Annotated in this window: 21 protein-coding genes; 7 read left to right on the top strand and 14 right to left on the bottom strand. The window is 66.5% G+C overall.

All coding sequences use genetic code 11. From position 1 onward, the window contains the following. The first annotated feature begins 249 nt into the window (after window positions 1–249). Entirely contained in the window at window positions 250–1077 is an 828-nt protein-coding gene (locus ABIB26_RS05020) for an endonuclease domain-containing protein (protein WP_354240158.1), read from the top strand. 132 nt (window positions 1078–1209) lie between these two features. On the opposite strand, the gene ABIB26_RS05025 is transcribed toward ABIB26_RS05020, so the two are convergent. Next, entirely contained in the window at window positions 1210–2043 is an 834-nt protein-coding gene (locus ABIB26_RS05025) for a hypothetical protein (protein ID WP_354240160.1), read from the bottom strand. A 100-nt stretch (window positions 2044–2143) separates the two neighbouring features. Then, window positions 2144–2719: a helix-turn-helix domain-containing protein gene (locus tag ABIB26_RS05030; protein WP_354240162.1), complete on the bottom strand. Its 576-nt coding sequence runs from the start codon at window positions 2717–2719 to the stop codon at window positions 2144–2146. Window positions 2720–2935: 216 nt separating this feature from the next. Here ABIB26_RS05030 and ABIB26_RS05035 point away from each other — a divergent pair, with 216 nt between their 5' ends. Then, entirely contained in the window at window positions 2936–4459 is a 1524-nt protein-coding gene (locus ABIB26_RS05035; RefSeq protein ID WP_354240164.1) for a sodium:solute symporter family protein, read from the top strand. A gap of 147 nt (window positions 4460–4606) precedes the next feature. On the opposite strand, the gene ABIB26_RS05040 is transcribed toward ABIB26_RS05035, so the two are convergent. Next, a complete protein-coding gene (locus ABIB26_RS05040) occupies window positions 4607–4852 on the bottom strand; it encodes a hypothetical protein (protein WP_354240166.1) in 246 nt (81 codons plus the stop codon). Window positions 4853–5124: 272 nt separating this feature from the next. Here ABIB26_RS05040 and ABIB26_RS05045 point away from each other — a divergent pair, with 272 nt between their 5' ends. Next, window positions 5125–6303, top strand: coding sequence for a VIT1/CCC1 transporter family protein (locus ABIB26_RS05045; RefSeq protein ID WP_354240167.1), 1179 nt, complete (start codon window positions 5125–5127; stop codon window positions 6301–6303). A gap of 56 nt (window positions 6304–6359) precedes the next feature. Continuing rightward, window positions 6360–7277, top strand: coding sequence for a matrixin family metalloprotease (locus ABIB26_RS05050; RefSeq protein ID WP_354240169.1), 918 nt, complete (start codon window positions 6360–6362; stop codon window positions 7275–7277). Window positions 7278–7351: 74 nt separating this feature from the next. Here the strand turns inward: ABIB26_RS05050 and ABIB26_RS05055 are convergent, their stop codons facing one another. The 5 genes from ABIB26_RS05055 to ABIB26_RS05075 all read right to left on the bottom strand — a co-directional run bounded on the left by ABIB26_RS05055 (window position 7352) and on the right by ABIB26_RS05075 (window position 12498). Continuing rightward, the gene (locus ABIB26_RS05055) at window positions 7352–8485 is read right to left on the bottom strand and encodes an LOG family protein (RefSeq protein ID WP_354240171.1); all 1134 of its coding nucleotides are present in this window, start codon (window positions 8483–8485) and stop codon (window positions 7352–7354) included. 186 nt (window positions 8486–8671) lie between these two features. Continuing rightward, entirely contained in the window at window positions 8672–9445 is a 774-nt protein-coding gene (locus tag ABIB26_RS05060; RefSeq protein ID WP_354240173.1) for an SDR family NAD(P)-dependent oxidoreductase, read from the bottom strand. Window positions 9446–9492: 47 nt separating this feature from the next. Further along, window positions 9493–10878, bottom strand: a complete 1386-nt coding sequence (locus ABIB26_RS05065) for an MFS transporter (protein WP_354240175.1) — start codon at window positions 10876–10878, stop codon at window positions 9493–9495. Window positions 10879–11158: 280 nt separating this feature from the next. Continuing rightward, window positions 11159–11866, bottom strand: coding sequence for a FadR/GntR family transcriptional regulator (locus ABIB26_RS05070; RefSeq protein WP_354240430.1), 708 nt, complete (start codon window positions 11864–11866; stop codon window positions 11159–11161). A 143-nt stretch (window positions 11867–12009) separates the two neighbouring features. Then, a complete protein-coding gene (locus tag ABIB26_RS05075; RefSeq protein ID WP_354240177.1) occupies window positions 12010–12498 on the bottom strand; it encodes an SRPBCC family protein in 489 nt (162 codons plus the stop codon). A 41-nt stretch (window positions 12499–12539) separates the two neighbouring features. Here ABIB26_RS05075 and ABIB26_RS05080 point away from each other — a divergent pair, with 41 nt between their 5' ends. Further along, entirely contained in the window at window positions 12540–13319 is a 780-nt protein-coding gene (locus ABIB26_RS05080; protein ID WP_354240179.1) for a gamma-glutamyl-gamma-aminobutyrate hydrolase family protein, read from the top strand. Here the strand turns inward: ABIB26_RS05080 and ABIB26_RS05085 are convergent. After that, a complete protein-coding gene (locus tag ABIB26_RS05085) occupies window positions 13316–14365 on the bottom strand; it encodes a Gfo/Idh/MocA family protein (RefSeq protein ID WP_354240181.1) in 1050 nt (349 codons plus the stop codon). The genes ABIB26_RS05080 and ABIB26_RS05085 overlap by 4 nt on opposite strands. Before the next feature lie 159 nt (window positions 14366–14524). Between ABIB26_RS05085 and ABIB26_RS05090 the strand changes: the two genes are divergently transcribed. Further along, window positions 14525–15547 carry a LacI family DNA-binding transcriptional regulator gene (locus ABIB26_RS05090; protein WP_354240183.1) on the top strand — a complete coding sequence of 341 codons (1023 nt, stop codon included), beginning with the start codon at window positions 14525–14527 and terminating at the stop codon, window positions 15545–15547. 28 nt (window positions 15548–15575) lie between these two features. Here ABIB26_RS05090 and ABIB26_RS05095 read toward each other — a convergent pair whose 3' ends face one another. Together ABIB26_RS05095 and ABIB26_RS05100 are read right to left on the bottom strand one after the other, a co-directional pair. Beyond that, window positions 15576–16349, bottom strand: coding sequence for a TIM barrel protein (locus ABIB26_RS05095; protein ID WP_354240185.1), 774 nt, complete (start codon window positions 16347–16349; stop codon window positions 15576–15578). After that, window positions 16349–17458: a Gfo/Idh/MocA family oxidoreductase gene (locus ABIB26_RS05100; protein WP_354240187.1), complete on the bottom strand. Its 1110-nt coding sequence runs from the start codon at window positions 17456–17458 to the stop codon at window positions 16349–16351. Before ABIB26_RS05100 ends, ABIB26_RS05095 begins: the two co-directional genes overlap by 1 nt. Before the next feature lie 142 nt (window positions 17459–17600). Between ABIB26_RS05100 and ABIB26_RS05105 the strand changes: the two genes are divergently transcribed. After that, window positions 17601–18617, top strand: a complete 1017-nt coding sequence (locus tag ABIB26_RS05105) for a LacI family DNA-binding transcriptional regulator (RefSeq protein ID WP_354240189.1) — start codon at window positions 17601–17603, stop codon at window positions 18615–18617. A 267-nt stretch (window positions 18618–18884) separates the two neighbouring features. On the opposite strand, the gene ABIB26_RS05110 is transcribed toward ABIB26_RS05105, so the two are convergent. From ABIB26_RS05110 to ABIB26_RS05120, 3 genes are read right to left on the bottom strand one after another with little or no spacing between them, the layout of a single operon-like run. Next, a complete protein-coding gene (locus ABIB26_RS05110; protein WP_354240191.1) occupies window positions 18885–19793 on the bottom strand; it encodes an ATP-binding cassette domain-containing protein in 909 nt (302 codons plus the stop codon). A gap of 13 nt (window positions 19794–19806) precedes the next feature. Continuing rightward, window positions 19807–20856 carry an ABC transporter permease gene (locus ABIB26_RS05115; RefSeq protein ID WP_354240193.1) on the bottom strand — a complete coding sequence of 350 codons (1050 nt, stop codon included), beginning with the start codon at window positions 20854–20856 and terminating at the stop codon, window positions 19807–19809. 51 nt (window positions 20857–20907) lie between these two features. Next, window positions 20908–21903 carry a substrate-binding domain-containing protein gene (locus ABIB26_RS05120; protein ID WP_354240195.1) on the bottom strand — a complete coding sequence of 332 codons (996 nt, stop codon included), beginning with the start codon at window positions 21901–21903 and terminating at the stop codon, window positions 20908–20910. Window positions 21904–21936 lie beyond the last annotated feature (33 nt).

Raw genomic sequence — 21936 nt, forward strand, 5'->3', positions numbered from 1 at the left:
CATCATTTGTTTACAAGATGCGGCCAGTGCGGGCGGTTCCCGGCGTTCCAGCCCAGTTGCTTTCCCAATCAGCGGGCCAGCGCCCCGCAGAACCGCGAAAATCCGGCGTGCCGAGGCAGGCCAGGTCCGGTGCCGCCGCAGGCAACTGGGAAGGAGCGCGGCCAGAGTCCAGCGAGAATTCCAGGATGCTTTCCCACATGGGCCGCCTGCCCCGTTTCCCGGGCGCGGCGTCGGATATCAACTGGCAACATGGAGCCCATCAGCTATCTGGTCCAGCTGGGCGGCGTTGCCCGGACCGCGCAATTATTGGCCGCCGGCTTTTCCCGGACGGATATCACGCATCTGGCTAGCAACGGAGTAACGCAGCCCCGGCGCGGCATCTTCGTGCTTCCGGACTGCCGCCCCGATCTTGAGGCTGCGATCCGGAACAGCGCCCGAATTACGTGCGCCAGCGCGGCCGGGCACTACGGGCTGTGGCTCCGGGAACCGCCGGGGCAACACCATCTCGCCTGCAACCACGGCCGCGGAAGCGGCTTCATCCGTCACCGGACGGTCAGGTTCGAGGGCCATCCTTCGCTGCCGCTGGCCGCGATCGAGGACGTGGTGCTGCACGCCATGTCCTGTCTGGCACCGCCCGCGTCGACGGCACTCGCAACCTCGGCGATACGCCTGTACGGCGTGCCCCTGGAGTTACTCAAGGACCAGCTGGCCGGCGACCGGTCCGGCCCGGCCCTGAAGGCGCTGAATCAGCTCGACCTGCGGGCAGAGTCGATTGTGGAGGTCGATGCCCAATACGTCTTCAACGCCAACGGCATCGGCTTCGAGACCCAGGTCCAGCTTCCAGGAATCGGCCGGGTCGACTTCCTGATCGAGGGTTACCTGATCGTTGAGGTGGATGGCTTCGCGTTCCACTCCAACCGCGAGGCCCTGCGCCGGGACCTGGGCAGGAACAATGCCTCGACACTGAGTGGTTTTGCCGTCCTCCGGTACATGCCCGAGCACATCTGGTTTGAGCCGGAGCGTGTCGTGGCCGAGATACGAGCCGCGCTGAGCCGGCGGCCACGGGTTGTGTGCTAGCCCCGCGCGACGCTCCCGCCCAGTTGCTTCGCCGCCCATGCCTCGCAGCCCGCGGATTTCCGGGGTTCGCCGAGCCTCGGCGGCCGCCCGGGGCCCAGTAACCGGGCAGGAACGCAGCCCGAGGAGCAGAACCTAGGAGTACTTCAGGCTGAGCATCAGCCGCTTCAGCTGGCGGTACTGCTCGGTGGCCATCCAGGCCGTCGCGGAGTCAATCGAGGCGAAGGCAGGAGTGCCGAAGACGACGCGGGTCTCCATGATCCCGTGCGGCAGGTTGACCTGGGATGATCCGGAATTCTCCGGGTCCGGCTCAAAGTCGCGGCTCCGCCGGATGCCCATGTGGAACTCCGGGTGGCCGGCAAAGGAGTCAAAGGCGAAACCGAAATCGAGCTGCTCGCCGGCAGTGTCCATGAGCCCCGGCACCGGGGCGGCATCCAGCACGGTGCGGAGCACGGGCCCGGACGCGCCGCCGCCGTAGGCGCCGCTGGTGATCACGAGCAGTTCGTTGCCGGTCTGGTCCGCCAGGACGGCCTGGACCGGGTCCACCGCGTCGGGCGCATTGGGCGCATCGGCCGCGGGGCCTGATTTCACCACCCGGACCTTCCAATCCTTGGGGTAGGCAAAGGACAGGTGCCCGTCCGGGAAGGTAAACGACGCCAGTCCCGCCGCAGCATCCGGACTGCCTGTCGCCGTCGGCTTCGCTGCCGGGGGAGACGCCGAGGGGGCGGCCGACGCCGAGGGAGACGCCGCCGGGGCTGCCGGCTGTTTCGGGGAGGAGGTTGCAGCCGCGGAGCTGGACGCATCCGCCGCGGCGGTGGTCTGCCCTGCGGCGGTGGTCTGCCCCGAATTCTGGCCTGAATTCTGCCCGGCGGCCTGCCCTGAGTTCTGCCCGGTGGCGCCGCCGCACGAGCTGAGGCTGATTGCCGCAGCAAGTGCCACTGACAAAAGGACGATCTTGCGCTTGTTCATTTGGATCCCCCGGTGGTCTGAAAAGGTGGGCTGAAGACAGGCGGGCTGAAGACAGGCGGCCAGAGGCCGGAGAGCTGGCTGGGCTGGCTCGCGGCGGGCACTAGCGGCTCGCGGCGGGGACCAGCACCCAGAGCACTTCGACGGCGTCGTCCGTGGGGTTCGCCCAGGTGTGCGGCTCCCTGCCGGGGAACGTCACGGTGTCTCCGGCATGGAGCTCAAACTCCTCGTTGGTGAGGATCAGCCGGATGCGGCCCTTGATCACATGCAGCACGTCAACGTCGCAGTCCACGGCGTACAGTTCGGATTCGCCGCGGCCGCGCGGCTCGATCACGGCCTGGATGATCTGGACGCGGCGCTCGGAGCGGGCAGTGAGCAGCCGCTCCACGATCCCCTCGCCGCCGAGGGAGATCCTTGGTCCCTCATTCTGCTTGGTGAGGTGCGTTTCCGGGGCGGCAAAGAGATCGCCGATCGAGATGGAGAGCACCTGGCAAAGCGTGACGAGGGAGGCGACGGAGGGCGAGGTCAGGTCCCGCTCCACCCGGCTGAGGAACCCCTTGGTCAGGCCGGTGGCATCCGCAACCTGCTCGATGGTGAGCCGCTGCGACTGCCTCGCGGCACGGATCCGGGAACCGATAGCGACAGGAACATTGCTCGGTTCTACTGGTAGAGCCTTCATTGTGGAACCTTTCACGGCCGGCCGCTCGGCCCCATCATTGGAGCCATACTAGCGGGCGAGAGGTCCTGTGACGCGGGAAGCGGCACCGGCACGCAGTGCGTCTTGACTGTTACCGGGATCACAACCTACTCTTGATGCAACAAGTGTTGCCTATTAGGCAATCACCCCTCGCAATCACCCTGGCAAAAACCTCCGCACAGCTCCAAGGAGCCCTTTATGGACGCAACTTATGTCAACATCGCCATTGTGGTGGTGTACCTGGCCGCCATGCTGGCGTTCGGCTGGTGGGGCAAGTCCCGCACCAAGAACAATAGCGACTTCCTGGTCGCCGGCCGCCGTCTCGGGCCGTTCCTCTACACCGGCACCATGGCCGCCGTCGTGCTCGGCGGCGCCTCCACCGTCGGCGGCGTGGGCCTCGGCTACAAGTTCGGCATCTCGGGCATGTGGCTGGTAGTCGCGATCGGCTCCGGCGTCCTGCTGCTGAGCCTGCTCTTCGCCGGCACCATCCAGAAGCTGAAGATCTACACGGTCTCGCAGATGCTGACCCTGCGCTACGGCAGCCGCGCCACCCAGACCTCGGGCATCGTGATGCTGGCGTACACGCTGATGCTATGCGCCACCTCCACCGGAGCGTACGCCACCATCTTCGTGGTGCTCTTCGGCTGGGACCGCGCGCTCGCGATCGCCATCGGCGGCGCGATCGTGCTGGTGTACTCGACCATCGGCGGCATGTGGTCCATCACCCTGGCGGACCAGGTCCAGTTCGTCATCAAAACCATCGGCATCTTCCTGCTGATGCTGCCCTTCACCCTCAACGCCGCCGGAGGCTTCGAGGGGATCCGGGCCCGCGTCGACGCCAGCTTCTTCCAGATCGACGGCATCGGGATCCAGACCATCATCACCTACTTCGTGGTCTACACCCTGGGCCTGCTGATCGGCCAGGACATCTGGCAGCGCGTCTTCACCGCCAAGACGCCCACCGTCGCCCGCTGGGGTGGCGCCACCGCCGGCGTCTACTGCATCCTCTACGGTGCTGCCGGTGCCTTGATCGGCCTCGGCGCCCGGGTTGCCCTGCCGAACATTGACGTCAAGGCCCTCGGCAAGGACGTTGTCTACGCCGAGGTCGCCACCAACCTCCTGCCGGTCGGCATCGGCGGGCTCGTGCTTGCCGCCGCCGTCGCCGCCATGATGTCCACGGCCTCCGGCGCGCTGATCGCCGCAGCCACGGTGGCCCGCGCCGACGTCCTGCCGTTCGTCGCCAGCTGGTTCGGCAAGGACATCAACACCGACGACACCGACAACCCGGAACACGACGTCAAGGCCAACCGCATGTGGGTCCTGGGCCTGGGGATCGTGGCGATCGTCATCGCCATCATCACCAAGGACGTCGTCGCGGCCCTCACCATCGCCTACGACATCCTCGTCGGCGGCCTCCTCGTCGCCATCCTCGGCGGCCTGGTCTGGAAGCGCGGCACCGGTGTGGCCGCCGCGGCCTCCATGGCGGTGGGCTCGGTGGTCACCCTCGGCACCATGATCGTCCTGGAAATCAATGCCGCGGTACCGCTGGACGGCATCTACGCCAACGAGCCGATCTACTACGGCCTGCTGACCTCCGCAGTCGTGTACATCGCGGTGTCGTTGCTCACCAAGCCGACGGATCCGGCGGTCATGGCGAACTGGCGCCGGCGGGTGGCCGGCGGTGCCGTCGAGGAAAAGCAGGTCCGGGCACTTTCCCACTAAGGGCTGAGCCGCTAAGCGGCTGCACCCAGCCGCCGTCTTCCGGACGCCGCCGCCGTCTGCCGGACGACGGCGGCGTAAACGTCGACGGCGGTGCCTCCCCTTGCCGGGGAGGCACCGCCGTCGTTCGTTCACGGCCCGTGGTGACGATCACTCATCTTCTTCAGGCTCGAGGAATTCGTCCCCGCCCAGCGGTACTACGGGCTGGTCGTCGCCGAGGAAATCGTCCTCGTCCAGCGGAACCAGCCGATCGGCCTCTTCGAGCAACTCCTCATCCTCGGCGTCCACAGCATCCACCGGGGTGTCCTCCGCGTAGTCATAGGCGGGATCGGACTCGAGGGAGTCCCGCACCGGCAGCGCCGGATGGGATGTTGGATGTGATCCGGTGTTGTCCATGGTGCGAACCTCCGTGTGCCTGGGTGGCGGCGGTGGCTCCGGGGAGCCTGCCCTGAGTTCATTCGAACACCGGGAACCCGGGCGGTCAAGGGCTCGCCGCGCAGCCGGAAACACCCGGGACTGAAATGCCGTCAGTGCGGTTCTCGTGGCAGGGGATTTACGGTTTGCCTAAACTTTCCGCTGAGGATTGCCAGCCGGAAATGCGCGTAAATACGGCGTAGGCTGGGTACGCAATGGGGCCGGACCATGCCCCGTCAAACCCAGGAGATTCCGTGTCCCAGCACGCCACATCTGACCCGCCCAACCCTGACCCCCACGATTCCGAACTCGCCGCTGGCGGGACCAGCCGCGCCGCCCAGGCGCCGGCATCCGCGCCTGGTGCTGCAGACATCAAGAGGTGGCGGCAGTACCTCGCCGACGAGCGGGCCGAAGCCGCCGTCTACCGTGACCTGGCGCAGAACCGCAGCGGCGAAGAACGCGAGATCCTGCTCGCCCTGGCCGAGGCCGAGGGACGCCATGAGACACACTGGCTCGAGCTGCTGGGCGAGAACGCCGGCCGTCCCCGCCCGGCGTCCATCCGCAGCCAGATCCTGGGTTTCCTGGCGCGACACCTCGGTTCGGTGTTTGTCCTGGCCCTGGCCCAGCGCGCCGAAAGCCGCTCACCGTATGCCACCGACCCGTCCGCCACGCCCGCCATGGTCGCCGACGAACAGATCCACGAGGAAGTGGTCCGCGGACTCGCCACCCGGGGCCGGAACCGCCTCGCCGGCACCTTCCGGGCGGCCGTCTTCGGCGCCAACGACGGACTGGTCAGCAACCTCTCGCTCGTCATGGGCATGGCCGCCTCCGGGGTGGGCAGCTCGGTGGTTCTCCTCAGCGGCGTCGCCGGGCTGCTGGCCGGTGCACTGTCGATGGGCGCCGGCGAGTTCATCTCCGTGCGGTCCCAGCGGGAGCTGCTGGCCGCGACCCGCCCCACCCAGATCACCCTGGCCGCCGCACCCTCCCTGGACATCGAACACAATGAGCTCCTGCTCGTGTACCTGGCCCGCGGCATGTCCCGGGACGCCGCCGAGCACCGCGTCGCCGAGCGGATGGGCCTGCTGGACTGCGACTGCGATCCCAGCCTCTCGCTGCGGCCCGAACTCCCCGAGAGCCAGGACCAGCACGAGGCTGTCGGCACCGCCTGGGGCGCGGCGGCGTCGAGCTTCTGCTTCTTCGCTTCCGGCGCGATCGTGCCGATCATCCCGTTCGTCCTGGGCTTGACCGGGATCGCCGCCCTGGTGGTCTCCGCCGCCCTGGTGGGCCTGGCGCTCCTGCTCACCGGCGGCGTCGTCGGGCTGCTGTCCGGCACGTCCCCGACCTCCCGCGGGTTCCGGCAGCTCGCCATCGGCATGGGCGCCGCCGGCGTGACCTACCTGCTGGGGCTGGCGTTCGGCGCCGTGGTCGCTTAGTGGACGGTCCGGAATTCCGGGACCGGACACCGCGGCACAGCCGCTCACGAACCGCCGTGCGGGTCTTCCGCAACCTCGCCGCTGCCGCAGTGATTGCCGGCGCCGCCTTCCTGGCCGCCGGCTTCGTGTATGGCGATCCCCGCTTCGTGGGGCTGTTCGAGGTCAGCCGCGGCGCGGGGCTCAACGGACGGGCTCCCGCGCCGGGCACCGGACAACCCGCCACCGGCCAGCCGGGCACCGGACAACAAGGACAACCCGGGCAACCCGGGCAGCAGCCGGGCATTCCCGCCGAGGGCACGCGGAACGACGCTCCCCCACCGGGGTTGGAGGAACAGGACGAGCCGCTCGGCCGGCCAAGGCCACCGGCCGTCGCGAGCGATTCCTATGCATTCCTGGCCACGAATGAGGATGGCACGCCGGTGGGCTATTCGCCGTGCCGTCCGCTGCACTACGTGGTCAACGCCGGACTCGAACCGGAGGGGGCGGAGCGCCTCGTCGAGGACGCCATCGGGACGGTGTCCCGGGCGACCGGCATCAAATTCATCAACGACGGCCCCACGGCCGAGGCGCCCTCCCAGTCGCGGGCGCCGTATCAGAAGGACGTCTACGGCGAGCGGTGGGCCCCGCTGCTGATCGCCTGGACCACTCCGGAACAGGCGCCGCAACTCAAGGGTCCCGTCATCGGCACCGGAGGCAGTACCCATTTCAGCTTCGGCGACGGCCCCAAGAGCTTCGTCACCGGCAGCCTTGAACTGGACGCTGCGCAGATCACCGAGGATCTCCGCCGGCCGGCCGGCGCCGCATACGCCACCGCCGTGATCCTGCATGAACTGGGCCATGTCATGGGGCTGGAACATGTGCAAGACCCGGCGCAGCTCATGTACCCGGAGATCGGCACACCCGACGGCTTGGCCGACGGCGACCTGAACGGCCTGCACGAGCTGGGCCGTGCCCAGTGCCGCAAGGATTTGTAGCCCTTTCCCCCGTCCCCGGCGGTTAAGGCGCAGTCGTCAGTGACCGGCGGCGCCGTCATTCGTCCAGAACGGCGCTACGTGTCCAGGACGGCGAGCGCTTCCTGCACGGTGTCCACGAGGAAGATCCGGTTCTCCATCCGCCGGCCGGCGGCCAGGCTCTGCAGCAGCGGCCACGCCGGGAAGCGGCGCAGCCAGTGCTCCCGGCCCACCAGCACCATCGGGGTGATGGTCTCCGGGGCGCCGTAGTAATTCTCACAGGCGTCCTGGAAGATCTCCTGCACTGTCCCGCCCGAGCCGGGCAGGAAAATGATGCCGCCATGGCACAGCTCCAGAAGGATGGCCTCGCGGATGGAGTTGGCGAAGTATTTTGCGATGTGGGTGGCGAAAAGGTTCGGTGGCTCGTGCCCGTGGAACCAGGTGGGGATGCCCAGGGACGGCGTGCCGTCCGGATGGCGTTCGACGACGGCGGCCGCCGCGCGCGCCCATGCCGACACGGAAGGGCGGAAGCCGGGGACGGAGGCAAGCCCCTGCAGAGCCTGCCGGAAGATCTCGTCCGGCATCCCGCTGAGGTACGCGCCCAGATTCGCGCCCTCCATGGTCCCGGGGCCGCCGCCGGTGGCAACCACGCTCCCGTTCCGCGCCAGCAGCCGCCCCAGCAGCGCGGCCTCCTCGAAGACCGCAGACCCGCGACGCGCGGCATGGCCACCCATGACGCCCACCACGGTGCGTCCGGCGAACGGTTCCGAGCGGGTCAGCTCGTCGAGGGCGTCACCGATGGAGTGGTCATGCAGGGCGGCGGCCAAGGTCGCATCCAGGCGGTGGCGCTGGCCGGGCCGGATGCTCCACTGGTACACCTTCGCGTCCAGGGTGTCCTCGTAGCGCGAGCCGGAGATGCCCGCATACAGCTCCTGTGGGGTGTACAACTGCCCGCGGTAGGGGTTGAACGGCACGGCCTCGAGCCTCGGAAAAATGAGGGCGCCGCGTCCGCGCAGCGAATCCTCCACACCGGCGTCGAAGGTGCAGCCGAGGAAGATCGCCCCCTGCACGTCCAGGGATGTGAGCGGCGCCGTCCGGCCGCGCAGGTCCAGGGATTGGGCATGCCATCCCTGCATGGTCCTCGCCCCTGCTGCGACAAGCCGGTCGAAGCTCGCCAGGGATTCGACCTCCAGCGTGCGCGGGCTGGGGTGCAGGCTGCGGGCGGCGGTCATAGGGCCAGCCTAGACTTCGGCGGCTTAGGCTCCGCCCGGGCAGGCGCAGACGCCCGGCAGGCACTGGGCCGGCGGTACATCGAAGGTGCCCCCGCCGGCGGTACATCGAAGGTGCCCCCGCCGGAAAAACCGAAGGTGCCCCCGCCGGAAAACCGGCGGAGGCACCCTGTCTGGTCCAGACCTCGGTCAGGAGACCTGGAGGCCACCGTTGATGTCATAGGTGGCGGCGGTGATGTAACCGGAGTCCTGGCCGAGCAGGAAGGAGATCAAGGCCGCTACTTCCTCGCGGGTGCCGACCCGGCCCATCATGATGCCCTCGGACATCTGGGCCTTGCGCTCATCGGTGAGGGTCCCACCCATGATGTCGGTGTCGATCGGGCCAGGGGCAATCGCATTGACCGTGATCCCGAACTCGCCGACTTCGCGGGCCAGCGCGCGGGTGAATCCGAGGATTCCGGCCTTGGTGGCGCTGTAGGCAACCTTCGAGAACGTGCCGCCGCCGCGCTGGGCGGAAATGGACGAGATGCTCACAATCCGTCCGAGCTTGCGCTCGATCATGCCCTTGAGGACCCGCTGGGAGACGATGAAGGTTCCGCGCATGTTGATGGCGAACACCTTGTCCCACTCCGCCACGGTGGTCTCCATGAACGTCGTCGGCGAGCTGATCCCGGCGAGGTTGGCGAGGGCAACAATCGGGGGAAGTGAGGCCTCGATCTCGGTGATTGCCCGGTCAACGGACGCCTCGTCGGACACGTCGGCCCCGACGCCGATGGCCTTGACCGCACGGTTGGCGCCGATCTCCGCGGCGGCAGCCGTGGCATCCTCCGCATTGATGTCAAGGATGGCGATGGACCATCCCTCGCTGGCCATCCGGTCGGCGGCGGCGCGGCCGATGCCGCGGGCCGACGCGGCGCCGGTCAGGACAACTGTGCGTTCGGAGGGGAAGCTGCTTGAAGTCATGAGGTTTCCTTCAGGGATTTCGGGTTCAGGGATGTCGGGATGAGGGATCAGGAGTTTTTGGCCGGGGCCGTGGAGTCATGCCCCACTGCGGCGGCCGCGGCAACTGCGGGATCCAGCGCGGCATCGCCTTCCGGGCGTTTGCGGGCGTAGAGGTAGGTTGCCACCGCGGTGATGCACAGGCAGAGGGACAGGAACAGCAGGCCGCTCTGGTTGCTGCCCGTGGCGTCGTTCAGGAGTCCGACGGCGTACGGGGCAACGAACCCGCCCAGGTTGCCCAGTGAGTTGATCAGGGCCAAGCCGGCGGCAGCAGCCGCCCCCGTCAGTGCGGCGGAGGGCATGGAAAGGAACGGTGCGATGGCGCCGTAGATGCCCATGGCCGAAACCGTCAGCCCGATCATGGCCAGAATCGGGTTGACGGGCAGCAGGTATCCTGCGGCCAGCAGACCCATCCCGGCCAGCACCATGCTGACGGCGGTGTGCCAGGCACGCTTGCCGGTCCGGTCTGCGCGCTTGCTCCAGAAGTACACAAACACGGCGGCCACGGTGTACGGGATGCAGACGATGAAGCCGATCTGGGCCGTGGAGAACTTGCCCAGGGCAGCGACGATGGTGGGCATCCACAGGCCCAGTCCATAGATGCCACAGACCAGTCCGAAGTAGAGGGCCGAGTAGATCAGGGTGCGCTTGTCCTTGAGGCCGGCCAGGAAGTTGTGGTTGCCGGAGCCGGACTTGACGGCCAGTTCTTTGTCCATGGTGCTGGCAAGCCATTCGCGCTCGTCCGGGTTGAGCCACATGGCATCCCGCGGGCGGTCGGTCATGAGGATGGGAGTGAGCAAGCCCAGGAGGATGGCCGGGATGCCTTCGATGATGTACAGCCACTGCCAGCCCTGAAGGCCCATGACGCCGTCCATCTGCAGCAGCAGCCCGGAGACCGGGGCACCCAGCGCATTGGACACCGGCTGCGCCAGAATGAAGATGCCGAGCACCGTCACACGCTGTGCGGCGGGGAACCAGAGCGTCAGGTAGAAGAGGATGGCCGGGAAGAATCCAGCCTCTGCCGCACCCAGCAGGAAACGGACGATGTAGTAGGTGGTTTCACTGTTCACCAGGCACATGGCCGTGGCGAAGATGCCCCACGTAATGAGGATCCGGGCCAGCCACTTGCGTGCGCCGAACCGGTACATGCCGGCGTTGCTCGGGACCTCGAGGAGCGCGTAGCCGAGGAAAAAGATGCCGGCACCCAGTCCGTAGGCGGCGGCGTTCAGGCCGATGTCCTCGCTCATCGTGAGTTTGGCGAAGCCGACGTTGTTGCGGTCAAGGTAGGCCACGAAGTAGAGCAGGACGATCAGCGGCATAACGCGGCGGCGGACCTTGCGGAGCGTACGCTCGCCAAGCTCGCCGAGTCCTGCGGACTTTAAGGAGAGTGAAGTCATCTTCGACCTTCTGTCTGACGGAGCCGGCACCTTCGATGGTGGCGGGAATCCGTGGGGATAGTTGGGAGGCTCAGTCCAGGTGGAACACTTCGAATTGAGCTAAGTCAGATGTCAGACATCTGATGGAAGAACCTGAGGAAGAGCATAGAAGAGTGACGCGGATGACGTCAAGCCCCGGCTGGTGCGTGCTGTTACGTCACGGCTGTTAGGTCACGACTGTTAGGTCACGGCTGTTAGGTCACGGCTGTTAGGTCACGACTGTTAGGTCACGGCTGATATCTCACAACGGGGCATTGTTCACGTAGCGTTCGTAGTCCCGGTACGTCTGGTCCATGTGTTCGTCCATGCTGCGTCGGGCCAGCTCCGCGTCGCCGCTGAGGATGCCGTCCATGACTTTTTGGTGATAGTCGATGGCGTGCAGCTGGATCTCTTCGACGGCGGACGTTTCGCGCCGCTTCAGGTAAAGCAGCTGTCCCAGCTGGGCGAACAGTGCCCGGATAAAAAGATTGCCGGAGGCCTTCAGCACGGCGTCGTGGAAGCCGATGTCGGCTGCCACGAAGCCATCCAGGTCGCCCGAGTCGTGGAAGCGCTTCATGTCCGCGATGCACTCACGCAACTGTTCGGCGTGCTCGGGAGTATGGCGTTTGGCGGCAAGCGCGGCCGCCCCGGTTTCCACCATGCGGCGCATCTCAATCAGCCCCACCGCCACCTGCTCCGCTCCGCTGCCGTGCGAGGCGGCCTTGAAGATCGCATCCAGGCCGGTCCAGTTGTCGGTTGGGTTGACGAAGGTTCCGCGGCCGGCTTTCACGTAGAGGATATTCTGCGCCCGCAGGGCCTTCAGTGCTTCGCGCACGGTGAGCCGGCTGACGTCATAGGCCTTGGCGATGTCGGCTTCGGGCGGAATGGCTTCGTGGGGCTGCAGTTTGCCGTCAAGGATGTCTGCGAGCAGGCCGTCGACGAGGTCGTCAACGAGTGTCCTGCGGCCCATCGCGGTTCCCACCTTCAGTCTTGCCTGTTGCTTCCGGTGCCATCCACATTACAGAATTCCCGGTAGTGGGCGGGAGCCGCCTCGGGCCGGACGGGTTGCAGGGACCGCATCGCCGGGCACCTACCCACGTGGGCCATCGAGTATCAGGAAACCCCCGCGTTGCCAGTTTCGCGCCGTCCGGAGGCCGCCAGGTAGGCCTCAAGCTTGGCCAGTGTCTGTTCCAGGTTGGCCGGGTGGCGGCGCAGGTAGCCCGCGAGGCGTAGTAGGAACTTGCCGCGGACCTGACGGGCGTCCCACTGTTCGGTGACCATGGTGCCGGTCCTGCCGGCGTCGTCCGTGGCTGGCTCCAGGAGGTAGCGCCAGACATGGCCGTAGAAGTGCCGCCAGGCGATCCGGCGGCCTTCCTCGAACTCGCAGACCGTGTTGAGGATCTTATAATCCACCTTCATGTTCATCTCCATGCCGAACTTCGCACCGAGGGCCAGCCGTTCGGGGCCGTGGGGCTGGGCGCCCTTGACCGTGTCCGAGCCGTCGATCACGCTGTGCAGCGCCGGTGCGGCCAGCACCGCGAAGATGGTTTCCGGAGCGGCCGCGATGAAGCGGCTGCGGGACACGAGATATCTGGTGGTCATCCGGCAATCCTAGTCTCGGCGGATCTGTTGCAGAATAAATCATGCAGACTCCGTCCCTCCCCCACAGCAGCCGGCCCCGCATCGGCATTCCCGTCCGCCTGAGCAGCTCCACGGACCCGGATCCGAGGGTGGGCGAGGCCAACGCGCTCTTCGATTACATCGTGGAACTGGTGCGCGAGGGCGGCGGCGAACCGGTGCTGCTCACCGTGGCGCCGGCCCCCGGCGAACCGGCGGACCCGGCGCAGCAGGCGCTCGACGGCGTCGTCCTTCCGGGCGGCGGGGATCTGGACCCCCGCCTCTACGGCGAGGAACCCGGCGGCGCCTGCTACGACGTCAGCAACGCCCAGGATGAGCTGGATCTGGCCGTCGCGCGGCAGTCGATCGACGCGGGGATTCCGGTGCTGGGAATCTGCCGGGGACACCAGCTGCTCAACGTCCTCTACGGCGGAACCCTGGTCCAGGACATGGCGCCCGGCACGGTGGTGCACAACGAACCCGCGCCGGTGCACGGAGCCGGCCCCTGGGCCTGGCACGAGGTCGAGGTGCAGCCCGGCTCGAGGGTGGCAGCACTGTACGGGAGCACGTCCGGCGCCGTGACCGTCAAGATCGCCTCCGGCCACCACCAGGCGGTGGCCCGGGTGGCTGCCGGCCTCGCCGTGACAGCCGTGGCGGACGACGGAACCATCGAGGCGCTGGAGGACCCGGAGCGCTGGGTGGCGTCCGTGCAGTGGCACCCCGAGGCCCTGGAGCTGTCCGCCGAGGAGCGGGCTGCGCCCTTCAGGGCCTTTGTCGAAGTGTGCCGGGTCCGGAAGCAGGGCTAGCTGCGGCTCCCGTGGTCCCGGGCTGACAGGGCAACCCTGACCGGCAGCCCTGTTTCCAGTGATTCCTGGGCGGCGTCGGCAACCCGGGAGGCCGCCACCGCGTCCTCCGGTGTGCACGGGTTGTCCCGCTCGCCCAGGATCAGCTCCACGAAGGCCGCCAGTTCGGAGCGGTAGGCCTGGTCGAAGCGCTCTGCGAAGGTCCGGTGGGACTCCCCGGAGGGGAACATAACGCCCGCCTCGGCCGATGCAAGGGCGGACTTCTCATCGAGCCCCACGAGGAGCGAGCCGGCCGAGCCCTGGATTTCGAGCCGGACATCATGACCGGCCCCGTTGTAGCGCGAGGCGCTGACGGTGCCCAGCGTGCCGTCGTCGAACGTCACCAGCGCCAGGGCCGTGTCCACGTCGCCCACTTCCCCGATGGCGGGATCGCCGTTGTTGGAGCCCTTGGCGTAGACCTCCACGATTTCGCGGCCGGTCAGCCAGCGCAGGATGTCAAAGTCGTGGACGGAGCAGTCCCGGAACAGCCCGCCGGAGCCCGCCAGGAACTCCACGGGAGGGGGTGTCATGTCGCAGGTGACGGCGCGCAGTGAATGGATCCAGCCCAGTTCACCGGCTTCAAAAGAGCGTTTAGCCTCCAGGTACCCGGCGTCGAAGCGGCGCTGGTGGCCGATCTGCACGGTTCCGCCGTTGTCTCGGATGTAGTCCAGCACCGGCGCGGAGTCCGCAACATTCATGGCCACAGGCTTCTCGCAGAAGACCGGAATGCCGGCGTCCACGCCCGTCCTGATCAGATCCGGATGCGTACCCGTGCCGGTGGCTACGACCAGCCCGTCCACGCCGGACGCAATCAGCTCCTGCACCGATGGCAGGAACTCGGCGCCGATCCCGGACGCCACGCTGCGGGCATGATCTGCGGCGACGTCAGTCAGCTTGAGCCGGACGTTGATCCCCTGTGGGTTCAGCACATGGTTCAGGGCCGAAATGTTGTTGGCGTGCATGACGCCAATGCGCCCCACCCCGACCAGACCGAGAGTTACATCCTTCATAGTGTTCCTTTGCAAAATTGCCGGGCCCGGACCCCGGGCAACGAACTGGAAAGCTGGCAATGTTGGAACGCTCCAACATCTGCTTGCTAGAGTAAGGGAGGTCACCGTTCCGGGTCAAGACTTTGTATTAACAAACTGCACCAATAGCTGGAGGATGCCGTGCCAGATCCCGTGCGAAAGCGCGCCGCCACCATACTCGACGTAGCCGCCGCAGCCGGAGTGTCCAAGTCGGTCGTTTCGCTTGTGCTGCGCGGCACCGGGTATGTCAGTGAAGCCAAAAGGGCAGCGGTGGAGCGGGCCGTGATTGAGCTCGGCTATCGGCCAAACGCCGCCGCCCGGGCACTCAGCGAGTCCCGGAGCCGGACCGTGGGAGTAGTCCTCAATGACATGCGGAATCCGTGGTTTGTCAGCGCGGTGGAGGGACTCAACGGCCGGCTCAACGAATACGGCCTGCAGATGGTCATGGGAGACTTCCGGCTGGACAGCCGCAGCGGCGAGTCCCTGCTGAAGAAACTGCTCGAAATGAACATCGAGGGACTGGTTCTGGTGGGGACCATGCCGGACAGTCCGGGCCTTACCGCTGCCGCCGCACAGATACCAACCGTGGCCCTGGGCGCGCCGTCAGGCCCCGGGCCGACCGTGACAGTGGTGACCAACGACGACGCCGCCGGCGCCCGCCTCGCGGTGGCACACCTGGTGTCTCTGGGCCACAGGAATATTGCACATGTGGGGGCACCGGCCACCGCAGTCGGGGCCGCCCGGCAGCGCGGCTACGCAGCGGAGATGGCGGCCGCCGGCCTTGCGGATTTCATCCGGACAATGCCCGGGGATCTCACGGAAGAAGCCGGCTACAGCGCCGGGCTGGAATTGCTGAGCGGTGCGGACAGGCCAACGGCGGTCTTCGCAGTCAACGACATGGCGGCCCTGGGAGTCATGTCAGCGGCGGAGGAACGCGGGCTCTCCGTGCCCGCTGATCTCTCCGTTGCCGGTTACGACAACACTCCGCTGGCCAGCCTTCGCAGGATCAGCCTGACGTCCGTGGACACGGCAAGCTTCGCTGCCGGCCAGCGCGCAGCGGAGCTGCTGATTGTGAGGCTGGAATCGGGCGCCGCACTTCCTCGGGACGAACTACTGCCGCCCGTGCTGGAGGTCCGGGGCAGCACAGCCGCCCCGGACAGGTGATCCGGCAGCTTCAGCCCCAGACAGGAATTCAGCGCTGAAGAGTGAACGCATCGCGAAATGCGGCCAGGGCGTCGTCGCTGTCGTTACTCGCCCAGGCTTCCATGCCCACGGTCCCGTCATAGCCCGCCTCGGCCAGTGCGCCGGCAATGGCTCTGTAGTTGATCTCCCCTGTGCCGGGTTCGCAGCGGCCAGGCACATCTGCCACCTGGATTTCACCGATGTGTGGCATGGCCGATTGGACCAGCCCGATCAGATTCCCCTCGCCCAGCTGGGCATGGTAGAGATCCAGCATCAGCTTGACGTTCGGGTGCCCGGCGGCCTCCACGAGCGCCAGGGTGTCCTTGGCCCGCGCCAGCGGAATCCCGGGATGATCAAGAATGGTGTTGAGATTCTCGAGGCAGAATGTCACCCCATGCTTCTCGCCAAGGTCCCCCAGCCGTTGCAGAGTGCGCAGTCCGGTGGTCCACATCCTGCCCGTTGAGCGGAAGACAGGGCGGGCGGCTGCGCCATCCACCAGCTCCGCCGAATGCACCACCATCCGGCTGATGCCCAGTTCCAGAGCCGTGGGGATGAGCTCCGCGGCTGTCCGGACCACGTCATCGGCCGTCGCCGGGTCAACTACGCTGCCGGCGGTGTAGCCAGTCATCGAGGAGAACACCGCCCCGGTTGCCTTAAGCGCCGCGAGGTCCTTGCTGCGCGAGTCCCAGAGTTCGACGTCGAATCCGGCGTTGTGGATGCGCCGGACCCGTTCGATGAACGGCAGCTCCGTGAACACCATTTCGGCGCAGACCGCAAGCCGCATCAGTTGCCGGCCTTCGCAGCTGCCATCGGAAGAGCTCCGGGCAGAGCCACGGGCGCGCCGAGTTTGACGGACTCGATGCAGGCAAGCGCCATCGCCAGAGCCCGGCGGGCGTCGGCGGCAACCGGGGTCAGCGTGAACCCGGCCGACGGCGCCGTGCCGCCGTCGCGCCGTGCCCGGACGGTGTCGGCAAAGTCGGCCAGTTCATCAGTGTAGGCCTGGCGGAAAAGTTCGACGTTCAGCCGCGGGGTGTCGGCGGAAACACCGTCCGCGGTGTAGCGGCGGGCCGATGTTTCGGTGCTCCGTCCTGCCTGGACCATTCCCCGGGAGCCGAAGACCTCGCCTCGGACGTCGTAGCCATAGAGCGCACTGAAGTTCGCCTCCGCGACCGCCAGCGCACCGTTGCTGTAGCGGATGGTCACAACGGCGGTGTCCAGTAATCCGTGTTCCTTGAAGTCGGGCTCCACCAGGGCGTCGGCCACGGCGTAGACCTCCACCGGCTCGGCACCCTCATTGAACCAGTTCAGCGTGTCGAAGTCATGGATCAGCGTTTCGAGGAAGATGGTCCACGCAGGGATCCGGGCAGCGTGGCCGATGCTGCCGGTGCCAGGGTCCCTGGTCAGCGAGCGCAGGAGCTGTGGCTGCCCGGCCACACCTGCGGCAAGGTCGCGCTTCGCGGCAGCAAAATCAGGGGCGTAACGGCGGTTGAAGCCGATCTGGAAGTGCACCCCGGCCGTGTCCACCTCGGTCAGGGCCGCGTCGAGTTCGGCAAGCGTAAGTCCGGCTGGCTTTTCGCAAAAGACATGCTTTCCGGCGCGCGCCGCCTGGGTGATCAGCGCGGCGTGGAAGCGGGCCGGGCTGGCGATGATGACGCCGTCGATCTCCGGATCGGCCAGCAAGTCTGCAGCATCGGCTGTCACCTTGGCGACGCCGAGCCGGCCGGCCAGCTCCGCGGCGGCGTCCAGCGCGGGGTCGGCGATGGCCTCAAGGACGGCTCCGGGAATGCGCCGGACAATGCTTTCACCGTGGAACGCCCCCATCCAGCCGGCGCCGATCAGGCCAAGCCGGATGCCTCGTGCGGGTGTCCCTGCCTGGTTTTCAATGTAGGCCATGGGCCCGTCCTTTCCTCGTGCTGAAATCATCTAGATCGATCTAGAAGATGTAATGCTCATCAGTTTTGCACAGCATCGGCGGAAAATCTAGATCGATCTAGTAGACTGGGGCCAGTACTTTCCGCACGACTCAGGAGACCCCATGACAGCGAGCCCCCGACCCACTATGGCGGACGTCGCGGCGGCCGCTGGGGTCTCAAAGGCGCTGGTTTCGATCGTGATCCGTGGGGCGGTCGGCGCCAGCCTGGCCACACGGGAGAGGGTCCTCACTACCGCCCGGGAACTCGGCTACCGTCCGGATACGCGGGCCAGGCTGCTGCGCAGCACCCGCTCCCGCCTGCTTGGCGTGGTTTTCAACGTGACCGAGCCCTACCACGCCGAGCTCGTTGAGTTACTCTACGAGGCCGGTGAGGCGGCCGGCTACGGCGTGACCCTGAGCGCGGCGGGTCCGCGGCGCAGCGAGCAGCTGGCCGTTGAATCCCTGCTGGACCTTGGGGCCGAGGCGCTGGTCCTGATCGCCCCCTCGACGCCCGCGGAAGGGCTTGCGCAGCTGCCACTGCCGGTGATTTCCATGCTCCGCCCGGTTCGCGGCGACGCGGCCGGCAGTGTCTCCAGCGACGAGGACGCGGGAATCAGGCTCGCGATGGACCACCTTCGCGGGCTGGGGCACTCCCGGATAGCCCATATCGACGGCGGGACCGCCGTCGGGTCCGCCGCCCGCCGCCGGTCCTACCTCGGCTATATGGCCGATGCCGGGCTCACGGGAAATGCCTCGGTCTTCACGGGCGGCCCCAGTGAGGCGGATGGGTCCCGGGCCGCCCGCGAGCTGCTCGACGCGGCCGGACGGCCCGCCGCCGCCGCACGGCCCAGCGCCGTCGTCGTCTTCAACGACCGCTGCGCCCTGGGCGTGTTGGATGTGTTCGGCAAGGCCGGGCTATGCGTCCCGCGGGACATCTCCGTGGTGGGTTACGACAACTCCCGGCTGGCGCGGCTTGAGCACATCAACCTGACCTCGATCGGCCAAAATGGTCCGGAGCTGGCGGCGGCGGCCGTCCGTGCGGCCGCCGCCCGGCTGGGCGGCGGCACGGCCGAACACCTGCTGGTGCCTCCGTTCCTGGAAATCGGCGGCACCACCGCGGCCCCTGCCGGCTCGTCGTAGCGAAGCTCCCTGCCGTCCGGAAGGCGGACGCTTAATCCGCCGGGCATGTTGAACAGCCCATCCAGCGTCAGGGGTGCGGTGGTACCCACCAGGGCCGCCGTCGTCGGCGTCAAGTTGTGCAGATTAGCATTCCGGCCGGATTCGGTCGGCACCCATGATTCCGGCGCCAATGACACCTAGCCTGATTGACAAGTGCCCGTCCGATCTTCGGTCAAAGGAAAACCCCCGGCTGGTGGTGGGCCATCAGCCGGGGATTCTGCGGGATTCTTAGCCGGGCTGTTGGCCGCTGGTTCCGGCCAACTCGGCCTCTACCTCCTTCACGACCTCGCCGTGGCCGCCGAGCTCTTCGAGCTCGTGGGCGAGTTCTGCCAGTTCGGCGCCGCCGGCCATCTGCGCCGTCAGTTCTTCGATGGTGATGTCCTTTTTCTCGTAGTAGCCGATCGATTTGCCGCGCTTGAGCAGCAGGAACCGGTCACCGACGGGGAAAGCATGGTGCGGGTTGTGCGTGATGAAGACGACGCCGAGCCCGCGGTCGCGGGCCTGCAGGATGTAACGGAGCACCACGCCGGACTGCTTCACGCCAAGAGCGGCCGTCGGTTCGTCCAGAATCAGGACCTTCGCCCCGAAGTGCACGGCACGGGCGATTGCCACACACTGGCGCTCACCGCCGGACAGCTGGCCAATCGGCTGTTCAACATCGCGCAGGTCGATGCCCATGTCGGCCAGTTCCTTTTTGGTGATGTCCTTCATCGTCTGGACATCCATGCGCTTGAACGGGCCCCAGCCAACAGTGATTTCCGAGCCAAGGAAGAAATTGCGCCAGATCGGCATCAGGGGGACCACTGCAAGGTCCTGGTAAACCGTGGCAATGCCGGAATCCAGCGCCTCGCGGGGGCTGTTGAGTTTCCGCTCCTCACCCATGATCTTGAAGACGCCTGCATCGTGCTGGTGCAGACCGGCAATGATCTTGATCAGCGTGGACTTGCCGGCACCGTTGTCGCCCAGGACGCAGGTCACCCGGCCATTGTCCACCGCCAGGGTCACATCGCTCAGCGCGATGATGTTGCCGTAGTGCTTGCCCACTTGATCCAGCGAGAGCAGGTGAACGGGTGTGTGGGTCAGCGGGTCTTTTTCATCCTTGAGCAACGTTTGCTGGTCTATATGTTTGGAGTTCATGGTGTTCAGCCCCTTACTTGAGTTCTGCGCGGCGCTTGACGATCAGGTTCACGATGGTGGCCAGCAGCAGCATCAGCCCCAGGAAGAACTTGAACCAGTCCGGGTTCCACTGGGCGTAGACAATGCCCTTGTTGGCCATGCCGAAGATGAAAGCGCCGATCGCCCCGCCCACCGCCGAACCGTAGCCGCCGGTGAGCAGGCAGCCACCGATCACGGCGGCAATGATGTAGAGGAATTCGTTGCCCACGCCTTCACCGGACTGCACGGCGTCAAACGCGAACAGGTTGTGCATGCCCAAGATCCAGCCGCAGAAACCAACGGCCATAAACAGGCCGATCTTGGTCTTGGTGACCGGAACACCCACAGCGCGGGCAGCGTTGGCGTCGCCGCCCGCGGCGAAGATCCAGTTCCCCACTTTGGTCCGGAGCAGTACCCACGAGGCCACGGCCACCAGGGCGATCCAGATGAACACGGTGTTCTTGACCTCGACGCCGCCGATGTTGACCGCGGACGAGAAAATGGCCTGCGCCGATTTGAAGCCGTCCATGGTGGAAATCGACGGGGAGGAGACCGAGCCGCCGATCAGACGGGTAAGGCCCAGGTTCAGGCCCGTCAGCATCAGGAAACTTGCCAGCGTCACAATGAAGCTGGGCAGTTTGGTCTTGATCAGGATCCAGCCGTTGATGAAGCCGATCGACAGCGAGACCGCCAGGGCCAGCAGCACCCCCACCCAGACGTTGGTGGTGAAGTACCAGCTGAACAGGGACGCTGTCAGCGCGGAGCTGATGACGGCAACACCGGTGGAGAGGTCGAACTCGCCGCCGATCATCAGCAGGGAAACACCTACCGCCATGATGCCGATGGTGGAACTGCCGTAGAGCACGGTGGCGAAGGCGTTCGGCTGGATGAAGGTCTGCGAAACAATGGCGAAAAAGACGAACAGAACGATCGCGCCAACGAGCGCGCCGACTTCGGGGCGGCCCAGGAGTTTCTGGAGCGGGTTGCGCGTTCCCACGCGTTCATCGCCGGCCAGGGGCTTAGTGAGAGTTTGGGTCATGGTCATTCTCCTTAGCGCCTGGCCCGGGGCACGCCCGGGCCAGGCTGAAAAAACTGCTTAGCGGACGCCCTGCTGGGCGAACTTGAGAGCGTCTGTTGCCGCTGCCTTGTCAACAATGGTGGGTCCGGTCAGAACGGGCTGCCCGCCGCCGATTTTGAACCCACCGCGCTTGGTCTGCCAGATGGCATCAACGGCACTGTAGCCCTGGAGCCACGGCTGCTGGTCCACGGTGAAGATGACCTGGCCGTCCACGATCTTCTGCGCCAGTTCGGCGTTCATATCGAAGGAGGCAACCTTCGCCTTGCTGTTGGCGGAGGTGACGGCCTTGAGGATGGTCAGCGTGAAGGGGGCGCCCAGGCCAATGATGGCATCGGCGTCGGCTGTCGCCTGCAGTTTGGCCGTCACGGTGGAGGAAACCTGGGTCATATCGGTTCCGGTCACATACAGGATTTCGGTGGCAGGCACCTTTTCCTTGACGCCGGCGCACCGGGCTTCCAGACCCACGTGGCCCTGTTCCTGGATCACGCAGATGGGATGTTTGAGGCCCAGTGAGGCGAGCTTCTCGCCCACAGCGGCACCTGCCAGTTTTTCATTGGATCCGAAGTGCGTGAATGCGCCCAACTGTGCGGACACGGACTCGCCGGCGTTGAGGCTGACGACAGGAATTCCTGCGTCCGTTGCCTTCTTCAGTGCGTCTTTGAGCGCGTCCGGCTTTGCCAGTGTGACGGCAATGCCGTCAACCTTCTGATCCACCGCCTGCTGGATCAGCTGGGCCTGGCGCCCGCCTTCCGGGTCCGAGGTGTACAGGAGTTCAACATTGTCCTTGGCCGCTGCCTCTTCGGCCCCCTTGCGGACGATGTCCCAGAAGGTATCCCCGGCGGCCGCGTGCGTAATCAGGGCCACTTTGATACGTGGGGTAGTGACTGCCTGGCCACCGCCTCCGCCATTTGCGGTGTCAGCCGGCTTGCCGCCGGTGCTGGAACAGGCGCTCAGCGCCATCATGGGCACAACCGCAGCTATCAGTGCGGCCTTTCGCCAAGCGAACTTCGTCACGATAATCTCCTTTTGATTTCGGCCTACGCCTGG

The organism is Arthrobacter sp. UYEF20 (assembly GCF_040546335.1).
Classification (GTDB): Bacteria; Actinomycetota; Actinomycetes; order Actinomycetales; family Micrococcaceae; genus Arthrobacter.